Source organism: Bradyrhizobium sp. AUGA SZCCT0158, assembly GCF_018130065.1.
Taxonomy (GTDB): Bacteria; Pseudomonadota; Alphaproteobacteria; order Rhizobiales; family Xanthobacteraceae; genus Bradyrhizobium.
On the sequence record NZ_JAFCME010000020.1, the window covers coordinates 1 to 24,965 of the forward strand.

Annotated in this window: 19 protein-coding genes, 1 tRNA gene and 1 pseudogene; 10 read left to right on the forward strand and 11 right to left on the reverse strand. The window is 57.9% G+C overall.

Annotated features, from left to right (window positions below; genetic code table 11):
- Positions 1 to 824 (forward strand): annotated as a pseudogene (locus JQ574_RS25310) (transposase); the annotation flags it as partial.
- Between the two features lie 2,689 nt (positions 825 to 3,513).
- On the opposite strand, the gene JQ574_RS25315 reads toward JQ574_RS25310, so the two are convergent.
- A complete protein-coding gene (locus tag JQ574_RS25315) occupies positions 3,514 to 3,954 on the reverse strand; it encodes a hypothetical protein (protein WP_212383980.1) in 441 nt (146 codons plus the stop codon).
- A gap of 821 nt (positions 3,955 to 4,775) precedes the next feature.
- On the opposite strand from JQ574_RS25315, the gene JQ574_RS25320 reads away from it, so the two are divergent.
- The 7 genes from JQ574_RS25320 (at position 4,776) to JQ574_RS25350 (ending at position 14,624) form a co-directional block, all read left to right on the forward strand.
- Positions 4,776 to 5,147: a hypothetical protein gene (locus JQ574_RS25320; protein ID WP_212383981.1), complete on the forward strand. Its 372-nt coding sequence runs from the start codon at positions 4,776 to 4,778 to the stop codon at positions 5,145 to 5,147.
- A gap of 574 nt (positions 5,148 to 5,721) precedes the next feature.
- Positions 5,722 to 6,027, forward strand: a complete 306-nt coding sequence (locus JQ574_RS35230; protein WP_249119580.1) for a hypothetical protein — start codon at positions 5,722 to 5,724, stop codon at positions 6,025 to 6,027.
- A gap of 122 nt (positions 6,028 to 6,149) precedes the next feature.
- Positions 6,150 to 7,985, forward strand: coding sequence for a class I SAM-dependent DNA methyltransferase (locus JQ574_RS25330; RefSeq protein ID WP_212383982.1), 1,836 nt, complete (start codon positions 6,150 to 6,152; stop codon positions 7,983 to 7,985).
- Entirely contained in the window at positions 7,982 to 9,913 is a 1,932-nt protein-coding gene (locus JQ574_RS35235) for a restriction endonuclease subunit S (protein ID WP_212383983.1), read from the forward strand. The genes JQ574_RS25330 and JQ574_RS35235 overlap by 4 nt, the downstream gene beginning before the upstream one ends.
- Entirely contained in the window at positions 9,910 to 13,215 is a 3,306-nt protein-coding gene (locus JQ574_RS25340) for a type I restriction endonuclease (RefSeq protein ID WP_212383984.1), read from the forward strand. Before JQ574_RS35235 ends, JQ574_RS25340 begins: the two co-directional genes overlap by 4 nt.
- The gene (locus JQ574_RS25345; RefSeq protein WP_212383985.1) at positions 13,202 to 13,567 is read left to right on the forward strand and encodes a DUF6883 domain-containing protein; all 366 of its coding nucleotides are present in this window, start codon (positions 13,202 to 13,204) and stop codon (positions 13,565 to 13,567) included. Before JQ574_RS25340 ends, JQ574_RS25345 begins: the two co-directional genes overlap by 14 nt.
- Before the next feature lie 70 nt (positions 13,568 to 13,637).
- On the forward strand, positions 13,638 to 14,624 hold the full coding sequence (locus JQ574_RS25350) for a hypothetical protein (protein ID WP_212383986.1): 987 nt from the start codon (positions 13,638 to 13,640) through the stop codon (positions 14,622 to 14,624).
- Positions 14,625 to 14,703: 79 nt separating this feature from the next.
- Here the strand turns inward: JQ574_RS25350 and JQ574_RS25355 are convergent, their stop codons facing one another.
- The 9 genes from JQ574_RS25355 to JQ574_RS25395 all read right to left on the reverse strand — a co-directional run bounded on the left by JQ574_RS25355 (position 14,704) and on the right by JQ574_RS25395 (position 20,585).
- Entirely contained in the window at positions 14,704 to 15,288 is a 585-nt protein-coding gene (locus JQ574_RS25355) for a hypothetical protein (protein WP_212383987.1), read from the reverse strand.
- 224 nt (positions 15,289 to 15,512) lie between these two features.
- Complete coding sequence (locus JQ574_RS25360) at positions 15,513 to 15,734, reverse strand: hypothetical protein (RefSeq protein ID WP_212383988.1); 222 nt, start codon at positions 15,732 to 15,734, stop codon at positions 15,513 to 15,515.
- A gap of 393 nt (positions 15,735 to 16,127) precedes the next feature.
- On the reverse strand, positions 16,128 to 17,255 hold the full coding sequence (locus JQ574_RS25365) for an AAA family ATPase (RefSeq protein WP_212383989.1): 1,128 nt from the start codon (positions 17,253 to 17,255) through the stop codon (positions 16,128 to 16,130).
- The gene (locus JQ574_RS25370; protein WP_212383990.1) at positions 17,252 to 17,491 is read right to left on the reverse strand and encodes a hypothetical protein; all 240 of its coding nucleotides are present in this window, start codon (positions 17,489 to 17,491) and stop codon (positions 17,252 to 17,254) included. Before JQ574_RS25370 ends, JQ574_RS25365 begins: the two co-directional genes overlap by 4 nt.
- Complete coding sequence (locus JQ574_RS25375; RefSeq protein WP_212383991.1) at positions 17,488 to 18,294, reverse strand: hypothetical protein; 807 nt, start codon at positions 18,292 to 18,294, stop codon at positions 17,488 to 17,490. The genes JQ574_RS25370 and JQ574_RS25375 overlap by 4 nt, the downstream gene beginning before the upstream one ends.
- Before the next feature lie 3 nt (positions 18,295 to 18,297).
- Positions 18,298 to 18,492, reverse strand: a complete 195-nt coding sequence (locus tag JQ574_RS25380) for an AlpA family transcriptional regulator (RefSeq protein WP_212383992.1) — start codon at positions 18,490 to 18,492, stop codon at positions 18,298 to 18,300.
- An 81-nt stretch (positions 18,493 to 18,573) separates the two neighbouring features.
- Positions 18,574 to 19,137 (reverse strand): hypothetical protein, encoded by a 564-nt coding sequence (locus JQ574_RS25385; protein WP_212383993.1) that lies wholly within the window; start codon positions 19,135 to 19,137, stop codon positions 18,574 to 18,576.
- A complete protein-coding gene (locus JQ574_RS25390; protein WP_212383994.1) occupies positions 19,134 to 20,357 on the reverse strand; it encodes a site-specific integrase in 1,224 nt (407 codons plus the stop codon). Before JQ574_RS25390 ends, JQ574_RS25385 begins: the two co-directional genes overlap by 4 nt.
- A gap of 134 nt (positions 20,358 to 20,491) precedes the next feature.
- Positions 20,492 to 20,585 (reverse strand) — tRNA-Ser (locus tag JQ574_RS25395).
- A 975-nt stretch (positions 20,586 to 21,560) separates the two neighbouring features.
- On the opposite strand from JQ574_RS25395, the gene JQ574_RS25400 reads away from it, so the two are divergent.
- Entirely contained in the window at positions 21,561 to 23,093 is a 1,533-nt protein-coding gene (locus JQ574_RS25400) for a porin (RefSeq protein ID WP_212208226.1), read from the forward strand.
- Positions 23,094 to 23,376: 283 nt separating this feature from the next.
- Positions 23,377 to 24,081, forward strand: coding sequence for a hypothetical protein (locus JQ574_RS25405; RefSeq protein WP_212208225.1), 705 nt, complete (start codon positions 23,377 to 23,379; stop codon positions 24,079 to 24,081).
- Here the strand turns inward: JQ574_RS25405 and JQ574_RS25410 are convergent, their stop codons facing one another.
- Complete coding sequence (locus tag JQ574_RS25410; RefSeq protein ID WP_212208224.1) at positions 24,082 to 24,918, reverse strand: tetratricopeptide repeat protein; 837 nt, start codon at positions 24,916 to 24,918, stop codon at positions 24,082 to 24,084.
- Positions 24,919 to 24,965: the final 47 nt, after the last annotated feature.

Sequence of the window (24,965 nt, forward strand, 5' to 3'; positions counted from 1 at the left end):
TCCGTCCGGGAATATCTCGATACCCTGGATGAGGCTGCCTGGGGCGCAGCCAGCGAGACGGTACCGAAGTTCATCTCCAGATCGGATCCGGCCGCGCAATGGACCGGCGCTCACAAAGGGCATGCCTCGCCGATAACTACCTGATCGACCTGAAGGCGGCGATCATCGTCGATGTCGAGGCGACACGAGCTATCAGGCAGGCCGAGGTCGGTGCGGCACGCACAATGATTGAGCGCACCGAAGATCGCCTTGGGCTCTGTCCCGAGCGCTTGGCCGCCGACAGTGCTTACGGCTCAGCTGAGATGCTGGGGTGGCTGGTTAACGAGCACGCGATCGAGCCGCACATTCCGGTGTTCGACAAGTCGGCCCGCGACGATGGGACGTTCTCCCGCGAAGACTTCGCCTACGATCAGGAACACGATCTCTACATCTGTCCCGCCGGCGAGGTGCTGAGCTCTACCGGAACTCTGGTGAATGATGGGGCAACACTGCTCTACCGCGCCAGCAAGTATGACTGCGATGCTTGCGAACTGAAGCCGCGGTGTTGTCCGAAAATGCCTGCCCGCAAGGTCCCGCGTTCAATCCACGAACAGGCCCGAGACGTTGCGCGCGACATCTCGAAGACCGATGCCTATGTCAGGTCGCGCCGTGAACGGAAGAAGATCGAAATGCTGTTCGCGCATCTGAAGCGCATCCTGCGCCTCGATCGGCTTAGGCTGAGAGGTCCATTTGGTGCTCAAGACGAGTTCCTGCTGGCTGCCACCGCCCAGAACCTCCGAAAGCTGGCAAAGCTGATCCCGCTGCCCGTCCCAACGCCGGCCTGAGAGCAAACAAACTCACGCGCGCCCTGATTACTTACAACATCCCAAACATTTGAGCCGCCGACTTCTTCAACACAATCGGCACAAAGCGGACATTCCTACCCCAGTTCCAGTCGGGCACGGCCGGCGAGTTCTCGATGAAAGCCACCTATACGCTGCCGGTCGGGAAGCCACTGAACGTCCAGCCGGGTGTCGTGGAAGAAAGTCGCAGTCCTCAGCATGCTCGCCTGTGGTTTGAACTGTGGTTACGAGATAAGAAGCCCGTTAAGTGATTGAGTTGACGATAGTTCAAGCGGACAGGTGGGCCGTAGCACCATTTAAGGATATGGGTTCGACGACGTCCGACGTGGTTGATCTCCAGGCCGATGCGCATTGGCCATAGATAGCCACTTGGTTAGTCCTTGCGAACACATGTGGCCGTGGGTCACCCCCCGCGAAACATGTGGCGGTACCCCCCCGCAGAGAGACATTCTTACCCGCTCCATGCGCAACTGCGCCTGATGAATTTTCTGCTCAATATCCCTTGTTTCAGTGGGCAATCCCTCAATGGCGACTGCGCCGAACCCCCGCCACCGAAGCGCCCCACATTGAATCACAGGAACATCGGTGTTTTTCTCAAAATAGCCCTATGGTTAGTCGGTTACGAGACGCAATTGATGCCTCCGTTTCGGTTCACTATTTTAGTTCGGATGCTGATCATCTCCCTAGCTGCGGTTACCCAGAGGGGCTGCGGATCGGCGAGGGGGATAGTGCTGGCGCGTTGAGACGCCTGCCGGGCGAGAAGGCAAGCGCCTGCGCGAGAGCATCGCCGACAGTGCGTAGGAGACCAGAAGCTGATCGCCGTGGCCTGATCACCCGGGGGAGCGGACGATTGCACATTGCACGCCGCGCCGAGAGGCATCTTGACCAGGCACCCTTGCCGGCGCCGAGTCTGCCATCGCGGCGCGCTGGAACCGACTGGGTTTGCAACCGCCCCCCAGGAGCGACGCTCGCCCTTAGGATCGATGCGCAAGGCCCCCAAGGCCGCGGCGGGCACTTCGATCGCCATAGGGGTATGGGGGGATCGAACACACCCGACTGCAGGGGCGATGGAAGCCGAGGGCAGGGGCGATAGCAGGGCGATAGCATACCCGATGGAAGCGATGGAAGACCGGTGGCAGGGCGATGGAAGGTCACTGCAGCACCCGTGCAACGTGTTTAACTCGCTTCGAAGGCGGCTGGTCTCAACGGTCTTGATCTTGCCGGCGGTGTAACGGCGTCCCATCGCTGCGCAGAATGCCTGACTTCACTCCGTTTGCATCCGGGTTTTCCCTCGATGTCCGTTTTGACTGACGAATTCGCGCGGGTGGACAATTGCCGCGCCGCCCTGGAGCGTTCTGCGGTCGCTCCGCTCTAGACCCAAGGACATCCCGGCAGCCACCGGCATAAAGGGCGATTTGATCGACCTGGACGGCCATATTCGGCACCGCGTTGACTACGCGTCCGCTCAATCCCGTTAATTAATTTCGGCCTGACAGGCTTCAACCACCCGTTCGCGGGTCCGATATTCGTCCGTGCCCTGGGCGGCCAGCACCGAGGAGACGCATGTGCTGGGAGCGCAGCGTCTACTCTCGATCCGCCGTTGATGTTCCGAGCGGGTTTCAATTTTAAGAAAGGAAGCCTTTAGGCGTTCTCGTACTTCTGCTTGATGGCTCGACGGCCGACCTGCCAGTTTTTTAGCGGTGATGTGGTGCGGCCCTCCTGAATCGCCTCAATGGTGTTGGCGGTCTCCAGCAGTTTTCGCGCTGCGGACCTCTCCCGTGTGAAGGGAAAAATGGGTCCCATTGCGCAAAGAACGTCATTTTTGACTATAGCGTTTGGCCGAAATTCCGAAAATAGTCGGATCAACGAGTTAGCAGTTACCCCACCGTTACCCCAAGCCTGGGTGGTTACCTAGGGGCCTGAATGGCACGGTAAAAGCCCGGCCCGCTCGTGCGTTTATGGCTATGGACGATCAGGCGTCGCGCCCGGGCAGGCTTCCTGGAAAGGAGAGCCAAAGGCGTGTGGGGCCGGGGGCCTCTCCGAGCGATGAATTACATGTCCAAAATATCGAGCAAAAATTTTAGTTGCTATGATATTTGGCTGCATCAGCCCACCACCTAGCGGCGGACGCTGCGCTTGCGCCCTTGGCTTGGTGTTGTTTCCCTTTGTATTCGCCGGAAGCGATCCACACCGTCTTGGACTTCTGGTGGACGTCGATTTCCCCGGTCACTCCACACCACAACAACCATCTTCATTTCGGCTTCCCCTCGGCGTCGCCACGGCCTTGAACGCGTCCCGCATCCGTGTCTATCCGCCCCGGCGACGTCGGCGGCGTTTAAGAACCCCTTGGACTGTTCGGGGTCCTTTGGTCTCTTTTTCGTCGGCATGCCTTGGTCGTGTTGGAGCACCGATTGCCGGCGGCTGACTGCGGCGCCAGTCTGAGCCGCGTAGCCGACGGCCTGACGCACGTTATGCTCAACCAGAGTGAAGTCGTGATCACTGCTATCAAGGGTGGAAGCGGCTGCGAGTGCGCACTCGACAAATTTCATACTTTTGCTGTTTGGGTAAATCGCAGCGAATCTCGCTAAGCTGGCGCCGCGAAAGATCGGCAAGGCGTTAAGAGGATTCTCAGCCGCCCATGGTAGTGCCCGCAAGGCAGAACGAACCGCAATCACTGTTGACCATTGAAGCGGGTGATCAATCGACCAAGTGCCAATTCTGATCTCGACTGTGGGGCCACTGACACTAAGTCTTTTTCCGCACCGGCATCCGCCCGCCCCTGGGCTGGCGATCGTGTGGTTATAGCGATCGGCCGAGTCCGGTCCTTCCAGCGCCCGGTGCGTGTCAGGCCGTAGGAGTCGAGATTGCCGTAGCGCGTCATCCAGGTCCCGTAAGTGTGACAGAACAGACGGAACGCGCTGGCGACGCAGGAATGAAATGCCGGCGCGGTGCATGGCAAGCGCCAGCAGGTCATACAGCCGGCCGCCCTTGCAAAACCCGAACAGCTTTCATCCGCGCGTCGATCGAAAAACTTCACGCCGGCGTCGCGCCGCGGCCGGCCGGCCGAGCCGTTCATCAATGGCGTGCCGGCAGCCTTGCTGGGACGCGCCATGCGGGCTGGTTGATCGGAAGGCCTTGACCACGACCGACGGCAGGTGAACCGGGCGGGCTCTCCGTTCTCCGTATCGCGTGTAGAGCAAAGCCTGATCGAGTTTCAGGTCGCGGAGGCGCGCTCGCAGCGGATCGCTGAGCCGCATGCCGGCGTAAAGCAGCACCAGGCCGAACTCGGCTCGATCGCGTATGCCTTCTCGATGCGCCCGCAAGGCGCAGCGCGAGCTGGCGGGCATCGGCCGCCGTGGATCTTGATCTGTGCGCCGGCTGTTTCCGGTTCTTGACCTTGATCCAGTCGCAGGTTCGGGGCCGGTAGCGCCGCTCGCGGTGCTTTGAGACCAGATCTTCAAGCCCCATACGGCAGGCGCCTTCGAACAGCCCGGGCCGATCTCGCCGGCCTCATGCGGGGTAACAAAGATGCCCTCCGGAGCACCTCGCTGCCCTCGGCGCTGATGCGGCGCTCGAGGCGGCCGATCGTCACCGGAGGGTTAAGCGCTGCCGCCGAGTAGCAAAATGGTTTCGCCGGCTGTTTGGTCTGCGTAATTGAAGTCGTGACCGCTAAGGCAGCGCCGAACAACAGCGGGATCCACGCTGCTGCGGCCGATCGAGAGCAAGAAGGATGGGGCGGAACGAGAGTTGCGCCATCTCCTTCACGAAGGCTTTGCGATTCGCGCGTCGAGCACTGCGGGAACCAGCTAGTTCGGCTAACGGTATGATGATATGGGTTGCTGTTAAAGTTCTAGCATTTCAGTTTTAATTAGTTGCTAAAAGTTTGGACCTGCCATACGGTCGCGGCTTCTTCGTTCACCCCAGGAGCAAGCAATGCAGATTACGGCGGCAGGTTGGGCTCGGAATCATGGAGCCGTCACGGTCGTAGAAGTTGATCTCACCAGCGTCGAAGCGACTGAAGGACCATTCACATACGGACCGTCCAGTCCGGTGCTTGGGCTGGGCAAGGGCTGGTCGAAGAACATCCGGCAGGTGGTCCTCAACTGCTTCGCCTCGATGAAATTCACCGGCGACTACGGCTTGAAGGTCACAATTGAAAAAGAGGAGATCGCAAGGCTGTACCGCCTGACGCATCAAGCTGAGATTGCCGACGCTCAGAGAAGGATCGAAGCACTGCAAAGTGTGATCGAACTATTCGCGGAGCCCACGCCGGAGTCGCCAGCCGCGGTGAGCGCAAGGGCATAGAACGGCGCATCTGAAACGTAGTGCTCCCTGCTGTGGTCCGCGTGGGATGGCGTAATGGCCTTTTGCAAGTTCGAAATTTGAAGCAGCCTCGCCACCGGGTGCGGCAGTCTTAGAGATTTTCATTGCAGGAGAGTGCAAATGCTGTTTCAATTTCTGAGGATTAGATACTGCAGTGCCAAGTAACCAATTGATAGAAAACGAGTAATGAAGAAGGCGGGTGTCATATCTTCGGACATCAAGTGCCGCGAACGTTGGCGCGGACAAGGACAGTGACACGCGACAGCGATTGCCATTGACGCTTCCGCCCAGCGAGAGAAGCTGCAGATTGTCCAAGAGTTCTACGATGCTGATGTGAGCGGGGCCGATCCGATCGAGAGCCGGCCCGGGTTCGCTGCGTTGCTGGATCGCATCGAAACAAAGCGGTGTTCGAATAGTGCTGGTCGAGGATACGTCTCGATTCGCCCGGCAATTGATCGTCCAAGAAGCTGGGATCATCGCGCTTTTGAGCGGGGGGTCCGAGTGCTTACTGCATCGGCGATGACCTCACCGCCACGGATGTCCGTTCAAAGTTGCCATGCGCCAGATCGCTGGCGTCTTTGCTCAACTTGAGAAGGCGAGGCTGGTAGGCAAGCTGAAGGCCGCGCGCGACCGCAAGCGGGCCACGGGCGTGAAGGTGGAAGGTCGAAAAAATTACGCCGAAATTGATGCAAGGGACCACAATGGTCAAATGCTGACGCTCGCACGAAAACTTCGCCGCAAGTCGCCGAAGGGGGCCGTCGGTCCTTGCGGGCGATCGCTGCTGAACTGGCGAAGGCGGTATTTAAGAGCGGAACCGGAAAACCTTATGCCGCGACAGCCGTCGCTCGTATGCTCAGGGTAAGCCGGTGAAAGATCGGCCAAGCAAGCGCCAGCGCTCCCGAAAAGCTATGCTAAAGAGGTACACAATTCCGGGTTGCCAGCGCACATGCACATGATGCTAGTTACCGGTTAGGGGAAAATACAATGAATCATCAAACGTTGTCTGCCTTCATATGGTCTGTCGCGGACCTGTTGCGGGGTGACTACAAACCGGCTGATTATGGCAAGGTCATCCTGCCCTTCACGGTGCTACGGCGGCTGGATTGTGTGTTGGCGTCCACTAAGGTCGAGGTGCTTGCGGAGTTCGAGCAGCGCACGAAGGCGGGGCTGAACCCCGAGCCATTCCTGAAGCGCAAGGCCAAGCAGAGTTTCTTCAACACCTCACCGATGGACTTGAAGAAGTTGCTGGGCGATCCGGCCAACGTAGGGCCGAATCTCCTATCCTATCTGCAGAACTTTTCGACCGAGGTGCGGGACATCTTCGAGCGCTTCGAGTTCGCCAGTCAGGTAGACAAGCTGGCCAAGGCCAAACTGTTGTTCTTGGTAACCGAGAAATTCGCAGGGATCGACCTTCACCCCGTTCGCGTTTCCAACAGCCAAATGGGCTCGGTGTTTGAGGAACTGATCCGGAAGTTCGCCGAGGCCTCAAATGAGACTGCTGGTGATCACTTCACTCCTCGCGACGTGATCCGTCTGATGGTCGACCTTCTGTTCATCGAGGACGATGACGCGCTCTCCAAGCCCGGTGTGGTGCGGACCATTTATGATCCCACCGCCGGTACGGGCGGCATGCTTTCTGTGGCCGAAGAACACCTTAAGACCGGTTCGAAGGACGTGCAGCTCACTATGTTCGGCCAGGAGTTGAACCCGGAGTCATATGCGATCTGCAAGGCCGACATGCTGATCAAGGGCCAAGATGTATCCAACATTGCTTTCGGCAACACGCTTTCCGAGGATGGCCACACGGGGCGTACTTTCGATTACATGTTGGCCAACCCACCGTTCGGTGTGGAGTGGAAGAAGGTTGAAAAGGCGGTCCGCGACGAGCACGAGCAGAAGGGTTTCGCTGGCCGGTTTGGGCCAGGTTTGCCTCGGGTTTCCGACGGCTCCCTCCTATTTCTGATGCACATGTTGGCGAAGATGCGTCCGGCCACCGAGGGAGGCTGCCGGTTCGGCATTGTGCTCAACGGTTCGCCCCTGTTTACCGGTGGCGCTGGCTCGGGCGAGAGCGAGATTCGCCGCTATCTGCTGGAACATGATCTCGTGGAGACTATCGTGGCGCTTCCCACGGATATGTTCTTCAACACCGGCATCGCTACCTACGTATGGGTTGTGACGAACCGAAAGTTGCCGCACCGGCGTGGCATGCTGCAACTAATCGATGGTTCGGGCTTCGGACGCAAGATGCGCAAGTCTTTGGGCTCCAAGCGCAAGTTCCTGTCCGAAGAAAGTATTGCAGAAATCACCCGCCTGTTCGGTCGATTCGAGATCGCCGAGGTCGCCGTCGTGTTAGGCGCTGACGGCAAGGAGATTGCGCGTGTGGCCGTCCACGAAAGCGAGAAGCCACCGGAAGCGCCTGAAGGAGGCAAGGTCAAGCTCGCGCCATTGTCGCGCATCCTGCCTATTACCGCCTTCGGATATCGCACCATCACGGTCGAGCGGCCCTTAAAGGATGAGCATGGGCGGCCCATGTTGGCCGAACGCGGCAAGAACAAGGGCAAGCCTCAGTCGGACACGGCCTTGCGCGATACGGAAAACGTACCGTTACTGGAGGACATCCAAACTTACTTTGCGCGCGAGGTTCTACCGCACGCGCCCGATGCCTGGATCGATGCCGATAAGACCAAGGTCGGCTATGAGATCCCTTTCAACCGCCTCTTCTACGTTTTCGAGCCACCCCGGCCGCTGGAGGAAATCGACGCCGACCTCAAGGCTGTTACCGATAGCATCAAGGGCAGGATCGCGGAGCTAGCAGCGTGAGCATCCGGCGCTATGATAGTTACCGCGAGAGCGGCGTGGAGTGGATAAGAACCGTGCCCACGCATTGGGAAGTCAAACCGCTTCTTGCCGTTGCAGCCGAATGTAATCGCCCGAACCGGGGGATGATCGAGAACAATTTGTTGTCCCTTAGTTATGGCCGAGTTGTTCGCAAGGACATCAATGAAAACGACGGCCTTCTGCCCGAGTCGTTTGAGACTTATCAAATTGTTGAACCAAACGACATCGTTTGGCGCCTCACGGACCTTCAGAATGACAAGCGCAGCTTAAGGACGGCCTTGGTTGGAGAGACGGGGATTATTACGTCCGCCTATCTCGCTACCGCGCCCACCGGTATCGACCCTCGCTACCTAAGCTACTTGCTTCGAGCCTACGATCTTCAGAAGGTCTTCTATTCGATGGGAGGTGGTTTACGTCAGGGGATGAGGTTCTCTGATGTGAAGCGCCTGCCGATACTATTGCCATCTGAGCGAGAACAGGTCGCAATTTCCGATTTTCTTGATCGCGAGACGGCCAAGATTGATGCGTTGGTCGAGGAGCAGCAGCGGTTGATCGGACTACTTGAGGAGAAACGCGAAATCGTCAACTCCCACGGCGTCACTAAGGGTCTTAACCCAGCCGCCCTCATGAAGAACGCCGGCGCCGAATGGCTCGGCGATGTGCCGGCTCATTGGAGAGTGGTGGCACTGAAGCGCCTCATTCCGAGGGGCGTGTCCATTTCCTACGGCATAGTCCAGCCCGGCGAAGCTCAAGACGAAGGCGTGCCGTTTGTCCAAACGAGCAATATGAGCGATGAAGACTTTGCCATCGCCAACCTACAAAAGACAACGCCTGAAATTGCCGCGATGTACCCTCGGTCGTGCCTCGCTGGTGGCGAGGTAATATTAGGCATTCGCGCGTCAATTGGAGCGTGCCATGTGGTTCCTGATCTTTTAAAGGGATGCAACTTATCGCGCGGAGTTGCACGAATCGAATGCGACTCCAGCATGCTGAGCGAATACTTGGTCCTTTACCTAAGATCCGCCAACGTTGCCCGCTACTGGGGCCTTGCTAGGCAAGGGACAACGTTCAACGAGGTTTCCATTGAAACTGTTCGAAATGCACTAGTGACGGTGCCGCCTAAGGATGAACAAGAACAAATAGTCTCAGTAGTTACTGCCCAACTTCGGCAATTTACTTCCATACTTAACGAAGCCAAGCGGACAATAGAGCTCCTAATGGAGCGCCGTGCCGCTCTGGTCTCAGCCGCAGTAACTGGAAAGATCCAAGTGTGCGGGGTCTTTGCACCGGCCTCGCCAAAGCTCGACCGCAAAAGACTAAGACTCATTGTCGGCGCGACAATCATTGAAGCTCTCGCCGGTAAGCCGAACTCGGGTCGAGTCAAGTCACATAAGATCGTCTATCTAACTCAAGCTCATGCAGGCGTGCACGAATTGGAAGGCGCTTATCTACGACAAGCTGCAGGGCCTCTCGATGTGAATCTGCTCGATGAGATCGAAGCTGAGGTTCAGAACGCGGGCCACGTCTCGATTGAACAGCCCAAGGGTAGCGGCAGCCAGGTTACCTACAAGATTTGTGGGAAACGCGGGCACTTTCGAGGTGAGCTCGATGCCGCGCTAGGGTGTCGCGCTGACATTCTCGATAAGCTTATAGCGGACCTGGGCGACCTCGATACTAGGCACGTCGAGGCTGTCGCCACGCTGTATGCTGTCTGGAATGATGCGCTTCTCGATGGTGAAATTCCGAGCGATGACATCATTGTTTCCGGGTTCCTCAATGAATGGCATCCTGAGAAGCGAGAGAGGTTCGTGGCGGGCGAACTGCATACCTGGCTAGATTGGATGCGTCGGCATGGGCTCGTTCCGCAGGGCCGAGGCTCAAGGACCACAACAGGACGGCTATTCGCGTGACCACACTGCACCGCGAGATTAACTTTGAGTCTGAGGTGTGCACCGTCCTCGCCGCCAACGGTTGGCTCTACGCGGTTGGTGACGCTGAGGCCTATGACCGAGCCCGGGCGCTGTTTCCCGCCGATCTGATCGCCTGGGTGCAGGCAACCCAACCAAGCTCTTGGGAGGCATTGCGGAAAACTCACGGTGCCGCCGCGGAGATCACACTTCTGGACCGCGTGCGGAAATCGCTAGACGACCGGGGGACGCTGGATGTGCTGCGAACCGGCGTCGAGATGATTGGTGTGCGTGCTCCGGTCTCGCTTTCACAGTTCAAGCCCGCCATGCGGATGAACCCAGAGATCGTAGCGCGTTATCAGGCCAATCGCCTGCGGGTAGTGCGCCAGGTCCGTTACTCACAGATCAATGAGAATTGCATCGACCTAGTGCTATTCCTGAATGGCCTCCCCGTAGCGACGGTTGAGTTAAAGACGGACTTTACCCAGGGTGTTGGCGATGCTGTCGATCAATACCGCTTCGGCCGCGTGCCGCGGCCAAAGGGCGGAACGGCCGAACCACTGCTAAGCTTTCCTTCCGGCGCGCTGGTCCACTTCGCGGTGTCGAACCGGGAGGTGATGATGACAACCAAGCTGGAAGGGCCAGCGACGACCTTCTTGCCGTTCAACAAGGGGGACGAGGGCGGAGCTGGCAATCCGACACCTCCCTCTGGCCACCCGACGGGTTACCTCTGGGAGGAAATCTGGCAGAGCGATAGCTGGCTAGAGATACTCGGGCGCTATGTCGTCGCCCAGAAGGACGAAAAAAAGAGTATCAGCCGCGTCCTCTTCCCGCGCTATCATCAACTTGACGCAACGCGGAAGTTGCAGGCAGCAGTGCTGGCCGAGGGGCCGAGCGGCAAGTACCTGATACAGCACTCCGCAGGATCGGGTAAGACCAATTCCATTGCTTGGTCAGCCCACTTCCTATCAGAACTTCACGACGCGAATGACGAGAAGCTGTTCTCGACCGTGATCGTCGTCTCCGACCGGCGCGTGATCGACGCACAGCTGCAGGACGCCATCTTCGACTTCGAGCGCACTCACGGCGTGGTCGAGACCATCAAAAACGAGGGCGGTGCCAAGGGAGGTCAGCTCGCGCAGGCCTTGGCTGCTGGCAAGAAGATAATCGTCTGCACTATCCAGTCGTTCCCTACTGCGTTGGCGGCTGTGCGGGAGCTGGCCGCGACACAGGGCAAGCGGTTCGCGGTAATCGCTGACGAGGCCCATTCCAGTCAGACCGGGGAGGCGGCTGCCAAGCTGAAGGAGGTGCTGTCGCCCGAGGAGATGGCCGAGTTGATGGACGGCGGCGAGGTCGATACGGAGGACTTGCTGGCCTCCCAGATGGCCGCGCGGGCCAGCGATAAGGGCGTGACCTATGTGGCCTTCACGGCGACCCCCAAAGCCAAGACCCTGCAGCTTTTCGGCCGCCCCGGGGCCGACGGCATGCCCGCTCCCTTCCATGTCTATTCGATGCGTCAGGCGATTGAGGAAGGTTTCATTCTCGACGTGCTGAAGAATTACACGCCGTACAAATTGGCGTTCCGGCTTGCTAATGGTGGGAAGGAGTTGGATGACACCGAAGTGGAGCAAAGCGCCGCCACAAGGGGAATCATGCAGTGGGTACGACTGCATCCCTACAATATCAGCCAGAAGGTGCAGATCGTTGTAGAGCACTTCCGCGAGAACGTGCAGCCGCTGGTGGAGGGGCAGGCCAAGGCGATGGTTGTGCTTGCGAGCCGAAAGGAAGCCGTTCGCTGGAAGCTTGCCATCGACAAATACATTCGCGAGCAGGGCTATGCGCTTGGAACGCTGGTTGCCTTCTCCGGTGAGGTGAACGATCCGGAGTCCGGCGACGAGCCGTTTACAGAAATGAGCGCGGCGATGAATCCGGGCCTAAAGGGGCGTGACATCCGCGACGCCTTCAAGGCTACGGACTTCCACCTCCTATTGGTCGCCAACAAGTTCCAGACCGGCTTCGATCAACCGCTGCTATGCGGCATGTATGTGGACCGAAGGCTGGCTGGCGTTCAGGCGGTGCAAACCCTCTCGCGGCTAAACCGGTCGCATCCAGGCAAAGACACAACGTACGTCCTCGACTTTGTGAACAGCTCCGAGGAAGTGCTGACGGCCTTCAAGACCTACTACGAGACCGCCGAATTAGAGGGCGTCACCGATCCAAATCTTATCTTCGACATGCGAGCCAGACTCGACGCGGCTGGCCATTATGATACCTACGAGGTGGATCGTGTCGCTGCCGTCCTAATGAATCCAAAATCTGCCCAAGGTGATTTGGTATCGGCGATAGCACCGGTTGCCGACCGCCTATTGAAGCGCTATGCGGCGGCCAAGATCACTTGGGCAACGGCTTTAGAACGAAACGAAGCCAAAGACGCGAAAGTGGGGAAGGATGAGATGGATGCTCTCGTCCTCTTCAAAGGCGACATGGCAAGCTTCGTCCGCATCTACACCTTTCTGTCTCAGATCTTCGACTACGCAAATACTGACATCGAGAAGCGCTTCTTGTTCTTCAAGCACTTAATTAAGTTGCTTGAGTTCGGACGCGAGCACGCGACTGTGGATTTATCTCAGCTCGTCCTCACGCATCACACGCTGAAGAATCTCGGTAAACGTCCCTTCCCGGTTAGGGATGGTGAAGCGCCAAAGATTGCTCCAGTGAGCGACGTCGGCACCGGCTCGGTACAGGAAAAGCAGAAAGCGCTGCTGGCCGAGATCATCGCCAAAGTAAATGAGCTCTTTGTCGGCGACCTCACTGATGGCGACCAACTCGTTTATGTAAACGACGTAATCAAAGGTAAGCTCTTGGAGTCTCAAGCCTTGGTGACCCAAGCGGCTAATAACACCAAGGCGCAGTTTGCGGGCTCGCCCACGCTCGATAGCGCCCTCCTCGACGCGATCATGGAGGCTTTGGACGCCCACCAAAATATGAGTCGGCAAGCCTTGGACTCGGTCAAAGTCAGAGCGGGGCTGAAGTCCATTCTGCTAGGTCCGGGGCAACTGTATGAGACGCTTCGAGGAAAGGCCGGCCGTTCGAACCCATCGCGTTCACCATTCGGTGAACATCAGCTAGTCAAGACTCGGCGCGCTCTCCAAGGCGAAGGGGTTGAGATTCCTGCCGGGACGGTGGGCGTCGTTGTCGACGTATACGGAGATGGGGACGCCTATGAAGTTGAGTTCCAACAAAAGCCGGCGCTTGTGTTGACGTTGGACGGGGACGTACTGGAGTCTGCGCATGACCACTCTTGAGCCGCTACGCGAGGATGGCTCGTGGCTGATTGATGCGCACTTGCTTCGAGTGGAGACGATCAAAGTAACTGATTACTTATTGTGTTCAGACCATCCCAGAGGCGGAGGGAAAGCGAAGTTCTTCGAAAGCGTTGGCTTCTCCAAGGAGAACGTGCAGGAGTTTGCCGCCGCGTTGCGAACCCATGCCGCGAAGAACCAGATTGCGGAGGTAGTGCCACATTCCTATGGAGTTAAAACGGTGATTGATTGCTTTATGCCGACGCCTTCCGGCAAGGATTACTGCATCCGGAGTGTCTGGAACGATCATGGGGATGGAGCGCCGCCGAAACTCATTACGGCACATCCGCTTTGATGAGGCAGTTCGGAGCGGCGGATCGGATGCGCACTTCTTCGACAAGATTGGCCAGAGGTAGAATATTCCAGTGAAGGTATTCATCGCCAACTTTGGCCGAGAAAACTATGCTTGGCCAAGCTGTCTCACCCGAAGCACGATTGCCACTATGAACGATGTTGCGGTGCAGGGCTTCTGGGAGGCGGGGGATCGCGAGAGCTATATCCAAAATCGAATGAAGTTCAATAAGACGGCGGCGGGGATCTCTCCGACACGCCCTGTCGCTTCCCGCTGGTTCAATCTGATGACAACGATCGTCGAAAGTGCCGGTGACGTCTGGATACACCGAGAAAAAAGTCAGTTGTGGTGGACAACCTCACTCCTGGATGCGGCAACGTTTGAGCCGTTGAAGGAGCCAGCAGGTGTCCGGCGGGACGTGATTATATGTCATAAGCCCTGCGACCCATGGTCGAATATAAATCGTAAGGGTAACAGGCTCGACTGGAGCGGGCTTCATCCGCGTGCACAGGAGTTTCTCTTTACCGAAGGCACCCTGCAGCAGCTAAAGCCTACAAACGCAGAATACGCGATGGCCTTGATCGATGGTGATGACCTTTCCCCGTGGCACCGATTGCCAGCGTGGCGTGCTAAGGCAAGCAGGAGGCAGTCGAATCCAGGAGTTACGTTCAACGCGCGGCAGAGGTCTATTGCGTCCATGGCAATGGTCGCAAAGGGCACAGTAGCCGCATCGAACGGCCAGCAAGTCTTGCGTACGATCAAGAACAAGGAGCTTCGAATTCCAGAGGGCAATTTGGAGCCGTATTTGGATGCACTGCTAGAAGCGCAAGAAGGGCTTTGCGCAATCACTGGGCTCCAGCTTCAGTTTCTTGGTGATGAAGATGATAAGGAAATGCTTTGCTCCCTTGATCGGATCGACAGCGACGGCCACTATGAGGTCGGCAACCTTCAAATCGTTTGTCGCTTCGTGAACCGCTGGAAGAGTGATGACGATGATCGGCAGTTCCGGCGTCTGCTGGAATTGGTTCGCTCGAGCGAAATCGCAGCCGAAAATGGTTAGCAATCCGAGACGGCCCTGTGGAACGCGACGCAACCGTGAAATATTTCAGGGGAGTGGATAGGGGCGCAAGAGGTGGTGGCTAACTGGTCGCCTTCGCCTCCCTAAGACTTTCCATTTTCGAATACCACTTCTTGGAGATGTCCGCGATTTCCTTGTGCCGTAGCTGCAAGACATGGAGGTTAATATGCGGCCACTCGACCAAATGCTGGCCCCCGTCGCGGTCGTCCGGGTATCGGAACGTCATGCCGTAAGCGTCGATTTCCTCAATTGCATTCACAACTGTATTGAACTTCTCGAAATCCGCGTCCTGGGGTGAGAACGACTTTTTGTGTTTCAGCACGATTTTCCAATTCGCAAGAATGCTATGCTTCTGCTCGAACTTGTCCTCGGAATCATTCAGCAGCGCGAGCTGGGTTACAAGAAATTTGACGAAAAGCTCGACGCCATGCCGGAAGGTGAGACACACAGGATAGACGATATCGTCGATGGTTACCTTCCCGTGTTTGGCCGCCTTCAATAGAGTCTCAGTGGCCTCGAAATACCCGCAAGCGTAATCGTAAAGATCGTATCGTCCACCATTCTGCCCGACACAGGCGTTGAGACCGGCGTACTGATCAGTGCCGCTCTGGAAGAGAGCATTCTGCTTTCGTGGTTGTTCAGCCATTTCGTGCCTCAAAATCGAAGGTATATTCATAATGTCTACGGGGCAGCCGGCAAAAGAAAAGGGCGGCGCGCCTGCCGCCCTGATTTTGGAGTGTCATTCGATTACTCGAACGTGACCGCGAACTTGCCGATTGCGCCAGGCGTTGCTGCCTTGGGATTATCCTGCCAGGCGAAGATGACTTCCACGGGCATCTTGAGGGCCTGGAGAACGTTGTAGGTGGTCTTTCAGGCGTTGTTGGCGTCCTGACCTTGGATCGAAACGCCTACTTCTTCGACGTACTTGTAGCCATTGTCTTCCTTCTTTCCTGTTATCTTGTTGCACAGGATCAGGTTACGAGCCTGCTCCTTGGTCATGTGTTTCACGCATTCGCGGATGACGATGAACATCAGCGACGAGGGGAGTTGGCTAGGCAAACCGTTGTGTTTCTCGGGCGAGTAACCAACCATCGGCTAGAATTCTCCGCAAGAGCGAAGGATCAGCGATTACTATTACTGCGAGTATCGCGAAAAGAGCTTCAAGGTTGGGAACGTGCCTGGACATGGCTCACACATGTTGCACATCTCCGCACACGTGTTCTTGCTCTGTCCTGCTCGATGGCGTATTCAAGCGCCAATTGGCATGCCCAAGTCAAATTTGTGAGTGAATTCCTTGGCTTAGCTAGTGGACATCGAACCTTGGACCTCTCACGTGTGAAGGGAGGACCGCCGCCCAGGTCGCTGTCGAGTACTCCAAGGCCGCGGCGGGGCTTCGATAGCCATAGGGGTACGGTGGAATCGAACATTGGGCGAATGCATACCCGATGAAAGCGAATGGAAGACCGATGCAGAGTCGAGGGAAGGTCACGGCAGCATCCGTTCAATGTGCTTAACGCGCTTCGAAGGCGGACCGGTCTCAACCGTCTTGATTTTGCCGGCGGCGTAGAGGCGATCCATCGCTGCGCGGAAAGCGCCTGACTTCACTCCGTTTGCATCCGGATCTTTCTCCATCTCCGCGGGGGCACTGCCCCGGCCGGTACTAGGACGAACCGGGCGGTTTTGAGCGTTCAGCCTGTCGAGGATGCGCAAGAACAGTTCATCAACCTCACGGTCCGCTGCTGCACGGTACGGCGACAATCGTGCGGCAAACTCGGTTGAGAACGTGAGGCCGTTCCAGCGAAGCCTGATCTTCTCCACGATCTTCCCGCGATTGGCTTTCTTCAACTCGAGCGTACGGACGTCAGGGTCTTGCTTGTCCGGGTCACTGAGAAACATCATCGACCGCACCGAGTTACGCCAGTCTACCGAGCCGGCGGTACCGCTGCCGTCCGACATTCCCCGCACGCTGGGATGATCGAGCATCACGATGGCGGCGCCGGTCTTGATCGCCAGCTTACGAAGCATCCCCAGGAAGGTTCTCACCAGCCGGCGCGAGATGGCGTCGCCGTCGAACACGGCCGCGGCGGAATCGATAGCGATCAGCGCCGGCCTGTGTTTTTCCGCGAAAGCGATCAGACTGTCGAACATGGCCGTTTTCACGACGGTGCCGCTGCGGTCGACAGAGACAAGGGATGTTGCTTCAAGGTCAGGATAATGAATGTGCATATCTGACAGTGCATAGGGATCGAGGCCTCGATGCTTGCAGATCCGCTCTACGCGATCGCGGATGTTGTCCTCAGGCTCCTCACATGAAAGAAACAGCACGGGGCCGCGCTCCACGCGACAACCAAGCCAGTCGCCGAGCCCCGCCGCCGCGCTAATCAGCAGGTCCACAACGGTCTCGGTTTTCCCAGAGCCTCCATTGCCTGTGTAAAGCGTCACGTCGGCCGCCGGTATGCGATCCTGGGCAAACCAGCGCATTTTCTTCAGCTCAATCCCACGCCATGCCTCCGGCGTCATGGTCAATAGCTGCTCTGCGAAACGCTTTCTCCCCGTTCTGGCGCCCAATTCCTCAAGCTCGGCGTTTGTCAGTTTAAATTGTTCCCGGTTCATGCAGCGGCCTCCCCAAGCGCCTCCGCCATGACCTTTTGGATCCGGTCCGTGCCGTACTCGAAGTAGAGTTGGTTGTAGATAGCGGTTTCGTGCAGGTAATCCGCCGCGGTCTGACAATTGACGAATCCAAGCCGCCGGAATTCGGCGATGCGCTTGGATTCATGAATGAAGGCGTGAAACTTCGCGTTTGCGACGTTAATGCAAATTTCGGTTTGCAGCGCCGTCCAATCGTTCATGCTGCACGCCCGATCAAAATGCCCCAAGTCTCAAGTTGAGAGATTGATGCGTCCGGGCCCATCGTGATGGCTAAAGTGGCGCTAGCCGCTACCATGGCGGCAATTGTTTCGATTTGTTTGGCAGTCGACTTGCCTTCCTCCGCCTCGAGCTTCAACCCGAACGTATGGCCCTTGCGGATTGCGATGATGTCGGCAACGCCGGCGGTGATACCGCGGCCCTTTATGATGGCGGAATCGATCGGCTTGCGCTTGCGACCGTTGGGGTCGTGGAAAGCGAACGTCCCCCGCGCCTTCCGGACCGTGGGATACTGCGAAGCCGCCAGCCAGATCAGATCCTCCGGCCTTGCCCTACTTCTCCGCATCATCACCTCCGGAGGGAAATGCGATCGAGCGCGGCGCCGATTGGCGATCGATGCAACGCCAAATTTGTCAATCGTCAAAGCGTGAGTGATCGAAGGAAGCGGGACGCCATGTTGCAAGGCAAGGCTGACGATGATTGCGGCAGCGCTCATCAACACATCCAATATAGAATTGGACCGATCGGCATTCAGAAATAATACTCCGCCAACCTCACCCGTGTTGTAGAGGCCAACCGTCATGGTGATCTGAATGCCGTCTCGATCGGATGCCCGGGTTTCGTTCAGCCGGGGGTTCGTCGCAGTGCAGGGCAATTGGTCGCAGATCGCGGCCAAGTGTTGCGCGAAGCTATCCAGGCAATTTGCGGAAGTGATTGAAGCCTCAGCCAGATCAGGTTTCAGAGCCCCGCACGCCACAAGCGCTGCGGGGTTTTGCGTGAAGATCATGCGTTAGGCGACCTTCCGCTGCTTCATCAGATGTTCGATGTAGGCGTCGAGTTCTTCCTCAACATGTCCCACTGACTTCGGCCCCAGCCGGACCAGGGCAGGGAGGGTGCCGTTTTTCACGTCCCGCCAAAATTTGTCGTGGCCGATCCCGAGCCGGGCTTGCGCCTCTTTCGGCCGGACAATTCGCTTTCCTGTCATTCTATATTCTCCGAATGCACCGCGCGGATTGGTGCGGCGATGTTCGGAGAATGGCGGCGGCTGAGATCAGCGTCTATTTCTTTACTTTGAGTTCTGCTGAGAAAGGCCGGGTATTGGATGGTTGACCTGCAGCAGCTTCGCGACTGCGTAGAACCATCGGCTGACGACCGCTGCGCTCACTACGGGCGTTGCTTCCTTTCCTATTTTTTCGAACAATTCATTTATCGGAGTCACCGGCTGTTGGCCGTTGGCCATTTCCTCCTCTCTTAGTTCTTTCACCCGAGCGTAGGCCCAAAGAGTATTTCGTTGCCGTTGGATCTCTCCTGGCTTGGTCCCTTTCGGCCAAGGCTCTCCGAATACCTCATTCCAGGACTTCATCACGCGCCGATCGTTCCAGCGTTTGCTGTAAGCGTTTCCGAAGGCATCTGCCAGCCACCGCGGCATCGGTAATCCCCATGCTGCGCAATCACCGACGGCTTCAAGAATAACGCTATTATCGCCTGCTTCGAATTTTGAGCGCTGGTATTCAAGAGCGGCGTGTATGTGCTTATTCGTAGCATCAAACGACGCCACGGAAGGGCCATCGCCGAGCTTTACAGGATGCTGGGATTTGTTGAGTGTTCGAAGCGTTTTGCGCTTGGTCACGGCGTGCCCGCACAAAACGCTGCCCAATATTCCATCAGCTTTCGGCGCTTATCGAGCAATTCTCCACGCCGGTATGCGGCCTCTACCTCGTTGCCAATTTCATGAGCGAGCGCCATTTCAACAACGTGGTTCGGAAAGTCAGTCTCTTCCGCTGCCCAGTCGCGGAAGGTTGATCGAAAGCCGTGAACTGTAAACTCTGGATGCGAGCCTTTGAGCAGGTTCAACATCGCCATGTTGCTCAGCGGCTTATTTTCTTTGGCCCCGGGGAAAAGGAAATCGCTCTCACGATGCAAGGCATTTAGTACTTTCAGGGCCGGTTCGGTCAGCGGCACACGGTGATCGTCCTCGCGAACATCGACCTGGCCTTTCAGCCTTTCCGCCGAGATCGTCCAAAGCTTTTTATCTTGATCGACCTCGCTCCAAAGCCCGCCGATCGTGTCGCCGGTCCGCACCGCGGTTAAGATCGTAAATTCCAGCGCTCGTGCGCTGATGCTTTCCTTGCTACGCAAAGCCACCATGTAGGTGGGCAGGGCAGCGTAGGGCATCGCGGGATGGTGCTTCACCTTCCGTAATTTTCGCTTCTTTGCAAACTTCTCAGACAAATGTCCGCGCCAACGCGCCGGGTTTTCGCCTGCTCTAAATCCGCTGACTTTTGCCCAATCGAGGATTCGTTCAATTCGACCGCGAACGCGACCAGCGGTTTCAGGCTTGGCCGTCCAGATCGGATCGAGCGCCTTAATGACCATGGCGGTATCGACTGCGGAGACGGGTAAGCTGCCAAACGAGTTGTAAACGTAAGTCTCGAGCGTCGAGGACCATTGCTTGCGATGAACGGGATTTTTCCAGGTCGCTTGATGGTGAGCGATGTAACTCTCTGCGCAATGCTTGAATGTAACGGCCTTGGCTCGGTCGATTTTCGCCGCTGCGCGCTCTGTCTCGCGCTGCTTAACGGGATCGATGCCGGCAGAAAGTAATTGGCGGGCTTCGATCACCCGATCGCGCGCGGTCTTAAGTGGAATGCCATTGCGACCGGCGGCGCCGAGACCCATGTGGCGAGAAGTTCCGCCACGCTGATACCGGAAAATCCAGGATTTAGGCCAGTCTTTCCATTCACGCGCAGGGGAGGCCGTGATTTGCAAGTAAAGCCCGCGGGGCCCAACAGCGTGCCGGCCCGGCTTTTTCATCAGCTTTTGAACGGCCTTCTCAGTCAGCTCTGCCATGACCACAGTCCTACCTACAGCATGGAGCCGTACGGTATCGGACAGTGGCAGATTAGCAAGGACTTCGAAATGCAAGAAAGGCCCAATTCACAAGGGCTTTTTCAGACTACTGAGGTCCTGATCAGATGAGATTTTGGCGGAGCCGGAGGGATTCGAACCCTCGATAGGGCTTTACAACCCTATAACGGTTTAGCAAACCGCCGCCTTCAGCCACTCGGCCACAGCTCCGTAAGGGCGGATATGCCCGACGCGGGGGCGGGCCGCAAGCGGCAGATTCAGGTTACGCCGGGGCCATTTAAGGAGGCTGCCGCCCACTGGCGCGCGCGGTACGCCAATTCGCATCTGGCGGCGCCGGTTTGAGAGCTTCCGTGCGGCCTTCCGGGCCCCGAGCGGCCAGGCGGCGTCCATACAATTAAAGCCGGCCTCGAAAGCCGGCCCTGGGGCTCATTTCGCGCGTGTGCTGGCTTTGACGTCTTCAAAAGGCGGGATCCGTTCATTCGGGCGACACCCCTGTCAGCGATTCGGCGCGGCTCAGACGGTTGCCCGCAAAGGCAAAGGCGCGTTTCGGCCGCCGGTAATAGGACATTTGCAATCCTGGGGGCGGTTTCGCAGAGCCGTTTGTGGGCCGGACCCGTTCCGGTAAAGCAACACCGCGGCTCCATGAGCCTTTATATGGCTGCGATAGATGGTGGCGAACGGGCATTACGGCGGTCATTTCGCCGATCCTCATTTCACCACGAGTGTGACGGCCTGGCGGGGATTCGGTGATTTTGGACGCTCGATTCGACGCCGCCACATGCCCGGAAAGGGAAAACCGCCCGCCGGCCGGCCACCAGCAACAATTCGGGGGTCAAATGGAACTTTCAAAAAATATCTATTTGAAACAATTGGTTACGAAGAAAGTCTGATCACGTCTGCGTGTTATTTGTGCAACACCCTTTGGAAAAGGCGCTGAGTCATGCGTCTGTAAGCGGTTCCTTTGTTGCGTGTGCAGAAGTCCTCGGTAATTGTGATCTCGCGACGGAGGGGGGCATCCCGAGGTCGTCCCGTTAGGTGGTTCGCTTAAGTCCCTCGCGTTCATGCGGGAGTGTCCGAAGGCGCGAAGCGACTAAGCGGGTTTCAAGGGATTAAGGGAACCAACCTTAGGGTGTTTGCACCCGGCGGATCCGGAACCTTCCCTACAGAGCAACTTGGAGGTTTATCATGAAGATGGTTAAGAGCCTTATTCTCGGCTCAGCGGCGGGTCTGATCGCCATGAGCGGAGCACAGGCTGCCGATCTTCCCGTCAAGGCCAAAGCGGTCGAGTACGTGAGGATCTGCTCCCTGTACGGTGCTGGTTTCTACTACATCCCCGGCACGGACACCTGCATCAAGCTGGGTGGTTATCTGCGCGTTGACTTGGCGCTCAACACCAACAGCGATTACAGCGGCCAGTTCAGCGGCAACAACGGCGCCCGGAACCGGTTCACCAACTACTACACCGCTCGTTCCCGTCAGGACATCAACATCGATACGCGCACTGCGACCGAATACGGCGTCGTCCGCACCTACTTCGATGCGGTCTTCAGCTGGACCACCGGCAACTTCGCCGGAGCCGGCACGACCCCCGGCAGCAGCGCGTATTCGAGCATTGCTGGTGCTCAGGCTGACGGCCTCACCTCGCAGGGTTCGCTCGGCGTCTACCATGCGTTCATCCAGTTCGCTGGGTTCACGATGGGTAAGACGATCTCGCAGTTCGACGCTCCCTGGGTCAACTATCCCGCCAACAACTTCGACAGCCTCGTCGGCGGCAGCGGCATGGTCACTGGTGTGAACCAGTTCACCTACACCGCTCAGTTCGGCAACGGCGTGTCGGGTACCCTTTCGGCTCAGGACGTGGTCGCCTACGGGCAGGCTGGCATCCTGAACCTGACCGGTGCTACCGCGGGCGGCATGATGGGCGGCACCTACGGTGTAAACAACACCGCCGGCACGCGCTCTCCGGACCTGATCGGTGTCCTCAAGGTTGACCAGGCCTGGGGCTTGTTCCAGCTGTCGGCCGTGGCTCACAACAACACGGTTGGCTACTACGGCTCGAACGAAACGACCGGCCACCCGAGCAACAACTGGGGCTGGGCTGTCCAAGGTGCCTTGCAGATCAAGAACATCCCGACTGGTGCGGGTGACACTCTGAACCTGCAGGCTGTCTACACGGACGGCGCGACCCGCTACAACATCCAGAACCTGGCTCCGGCTTCCTACTCGATGTTCGGCAGCACCGGCCTGGCCGGCGCTTACCAGAGCGTCGCCTTCGCCAACGCTCCGGATGCTGTGTACACGGGAACCACGGCTGCCAACGGCAGCTCGCTCGAGAACATCAGGACCTGGGGCTTCCGCGGTGGTTTCAACCACAACTGGGATCCCTACTGGAGCAGCGGTCTCTACGGTGCCTACGCTCAAGTCAAGTACGGCAATCTGGGCCGGACCGCTGTTTGCGCCAACGCAGCCGTGCTGCTTGCCCTGGTTGGTACCTGCAACCCGGACTTCAACGTCGCTCAGGCGGGTCTCATCACTCGCTGGACCCCGGTGAAGGGCCTGACGTTCTCGGCTGACGTGAACTGGACGCGGATCGACCAGAAGTACGCCGGTACGGTTGTTTCCCCGCTCCTCGCGGCTCCGGCGAAGCCGGCCACCGTGTACGAACTGCGCGATCAGGACAGCATCGTCCTGCTGCTTCGCGCTCAGCGTAACTGGTAATCCAGTTCGTCTGATCGATCTCTAGCTGAGCCCCCGGCAGGAAACTGCCGGGGGCTTTGCCTTATTGGACCGAGTTCCACTGACCGCGTTCCTTGCAGCCGGGGTAAAGCGCCACAAAGGCCGCAAGACCGGCTTCGGTGCGGACATCTTGTTTCCAGTTCCTGACGCAATGCTGGACACCAGCCAAGTTTGGGCTGGCATCACATTTAGGGGATGGTCAGAAGCCGTTTCCGCTTAGTAGTGATCTGTGTGGCATTGAAGCGCTCACAACCGGGCTATTGAAATGTTAGACACGCTGCATCTCAAATTTCGCTGTCCTCGAGAGCTTGAGGGGTATCTGCCCGCGCCAGTGCCGGCCGCCCAAGGCGTTCCCGACTGGCTCAAGGCAATGCCGGCCAAGGCCTACAGCTCAATCAACATGCGTGAAGATGAGACGGTAAAGCGGTGCCCGCCGTTCATCGACGCAATGACCCACGGCTTTCTGCTTCCGTTGATTTGCGACTTGAGGGTCGCGAACGGCCAGATCACGTGGGACAACGAGATCCCACCGGGTGGAGCCCTCGATCTTCCCCGTTCGCCAATCGGATTTCACGATGAGGGGCAGGTCACCGGTACGCCACTTTTTGAAGCCGACCACTTCGTGGTCAAGTTCCACAATTTGTGGACCATCGAAGCCCCGGAAGGCTACTGCGTATTCTTCACGCATCCCGTCAATCGCTTCGATCTGCCTTTTACCACGCTGAGCGGACTGGTCGATTGCGACCGCTACAAGGACACCTGGGTGCACTTCCCGGCGCATTGGCATGACAGGGACTTCGAGGGTGTTATTCCGAAAGGCACGCCCATCGCGCAATGCATTCCCGTCAGGCGAGAAAACTGGAGCGCGCAAATTTCTTGCTTCACGGAAGAAGAAGCGCGGCGGGTTAGCGCTTTGCAACACCAGATCAGACGCGAGCCCGGATTGTACAGACGGAATTTCAGGACGTAGCTACTCCGGGCGCTTCTCGCCGAGGAATTGCACCACCGCACTCCGCCGGAAAAAAAAGCGCCCATGTGAGGAAGCGGAAAGGGCGTAGGTGGCGCGGCCGAGCATCTGAGGGCGTCCGCGCATGACGGAACGCAAGGCAGCCTCGCCACCATCGCGCTCTCCCAGCTCCAGCAGGCATGCTGCAAGGTTGGCGCGCGCCAGCGCATCCTGAGGACGCAGGCCGAGCGCGTGGCGGAAGGCATCGGCAGCCGCCGCGTATTCGCCGTCAAGGAGCAATGCCCGCCCGAGCTCTGTCAGGATGTCCGGGCGCCCCGGCGCTGCATCGCGCGCGACCATCAGAGTTTCGCGAGCCCTTGCGCGATCATTGTCCTCAAGCAGCAGGCGCCCCAGGTCGAGTTTCAAATCGATGTTTGCAGGAGCCAATGCGAGGGCATCCTCGATGGTCCTGATCGCTTCGTTGAGTTGTCCGGCTTTGGAGAGCTGGCCTGCCAGTTCCTGAAACGCAGGCAAGTATGGCGGACGCCGCGCCGCGGTGCGCCGCAATTGATCGATACCGTCCGACGATCGGCGTGCACCGCACAACACGGCACCAAGCAAGGTTTCGATCTCTCCGTCGCTGTTACGGCGCATCATCCTTTCGAGCGGCATGATCGCCTCAACGTGACGATTTTGACCGATCAGGGCATGAGCCAGAACGAGGACCGCGCTCCTGTCGGTGCGGTTCGATTTCAGTATGCCGGAGACCAGCTGCTGGGCTCGATCGAACTGCTGCATCTGCAGCGCTTGTGAGGCCTGCTGCAGCGTCTGATCGCGGGAATTGTTCTGCCTGTTACTCACGACGTCGATTCTAAACCACTTCCCCCGGGCGTCCAACAACGTCTAGC

What these genes read in the sequence shown, in the direction of transcription:
- JQ574_RS25390 (WP_212383994.1), bottom strand. Translation starts at nt 20,357, where the DNA reads ATGGCAGAGCTGACTGAGAAGGCCGTTCAAAAGCTGATGAAAAAGCCG.
- JQ574_RS25400 (WP_212208226.1), top strand. Translation starts at nt 21,561, where the DNA reads ATGAAGATGGTTAAGAGCCTTATTCTCGGCTCAGCGGCGGGTCTGATC.
- JQ574_RS25330 (WP_212383982.1), top strand. Translation starts at nt 6,150, where the DNA reads ATGAATCATCAAACGTTGTCTGCCTTCATATGGTCTGTCGCGGACCTG.
- JQ574_RS35230 (WP_249119580.1), top strand. Translation starts at nt 5,722, where the DNA reads ATGCGCCAGATCGCTGGCGTCTTTGCTCAACTTGAGAAGGCGAGGCTG.
- JQ574_RS25355 (WP_212383987.1), bottom strand. Translation starts at nt 15,288, where the DNA reads ATGGCTGAACAACCACGAAAGCAGAATGCTCTCTTCCAGAGCGGCACT.
- JQ574_RS25320 (WP_212383981.1), top strand. Translation starts at nt 4,776, where the DNA reads ATGCAGATTACGGCGGCAGGTTGGGCTCGGAATCATGGAGCCGTCACG.
- JQ574_RS25365 (WP_212383989.1), bottom strand. Translation starts at nt 17,255, where the DNA reads ATGAACCGGGAACAATTTAAACTGACAAACGCCGAGCTTGAGGAATTG.
- JQ574_RS25345 (WP_212383985.1), top strand. Translation starts at nt 13,202, where the DNA reads ATGACCACTCTTGAGCCGCTACGCGAGGATGGCTCGTGGCTGATTGAT.
- JQ574_RS25405 (WP_212208225.1), top strand. Translation starts at nt 23,377, where the DNA reads ATGTTAGACACGCTGCATCTCAAATTTCGCTGTCCTCGAGAGCTTGAG.
- JQ574_RS25360 (WP_212383988.1), bottom strand. Translation starts at nt 15,734, where the DNA reads ATGGTTGGTTACTCGCCCGAGAAACACAACGGTTTGCCTAGCCAACTC.
- JQ574_RS25315 (WP_212383980.1), bottom strand. Translation starts at nt 3,954, where the DNA reads ATGGCGCGTCCCAGCAAGGCTGCCGGCACGCCATTGATGAACGGCTCG.
- JQ574_RS25380 (WP_212383992.1), bottom strand. Translation starts at nt 18,492, where the DNA reads ATGACAGGAAAGCGAATTGTCCGGCCGAAAGAGGCGCAAGCCCGGCTC.
- JQ574_RS25375 (WP_212383991.1), bottom strand. Translation starts at nt 18,294, where the DNA reads ATGATCTTCACGCAAAACCCCGCAGCGCTTGTGGCGTGCGGGGCTCTG.
- JQ574_RS25370 (WP_212383990.1), bottom strand. Translation starts at nt 17,491, where the DNA reads ATGAACGATTGGACGGCGCTGCAAACCGAAATTTGCATTAACGTCGCA.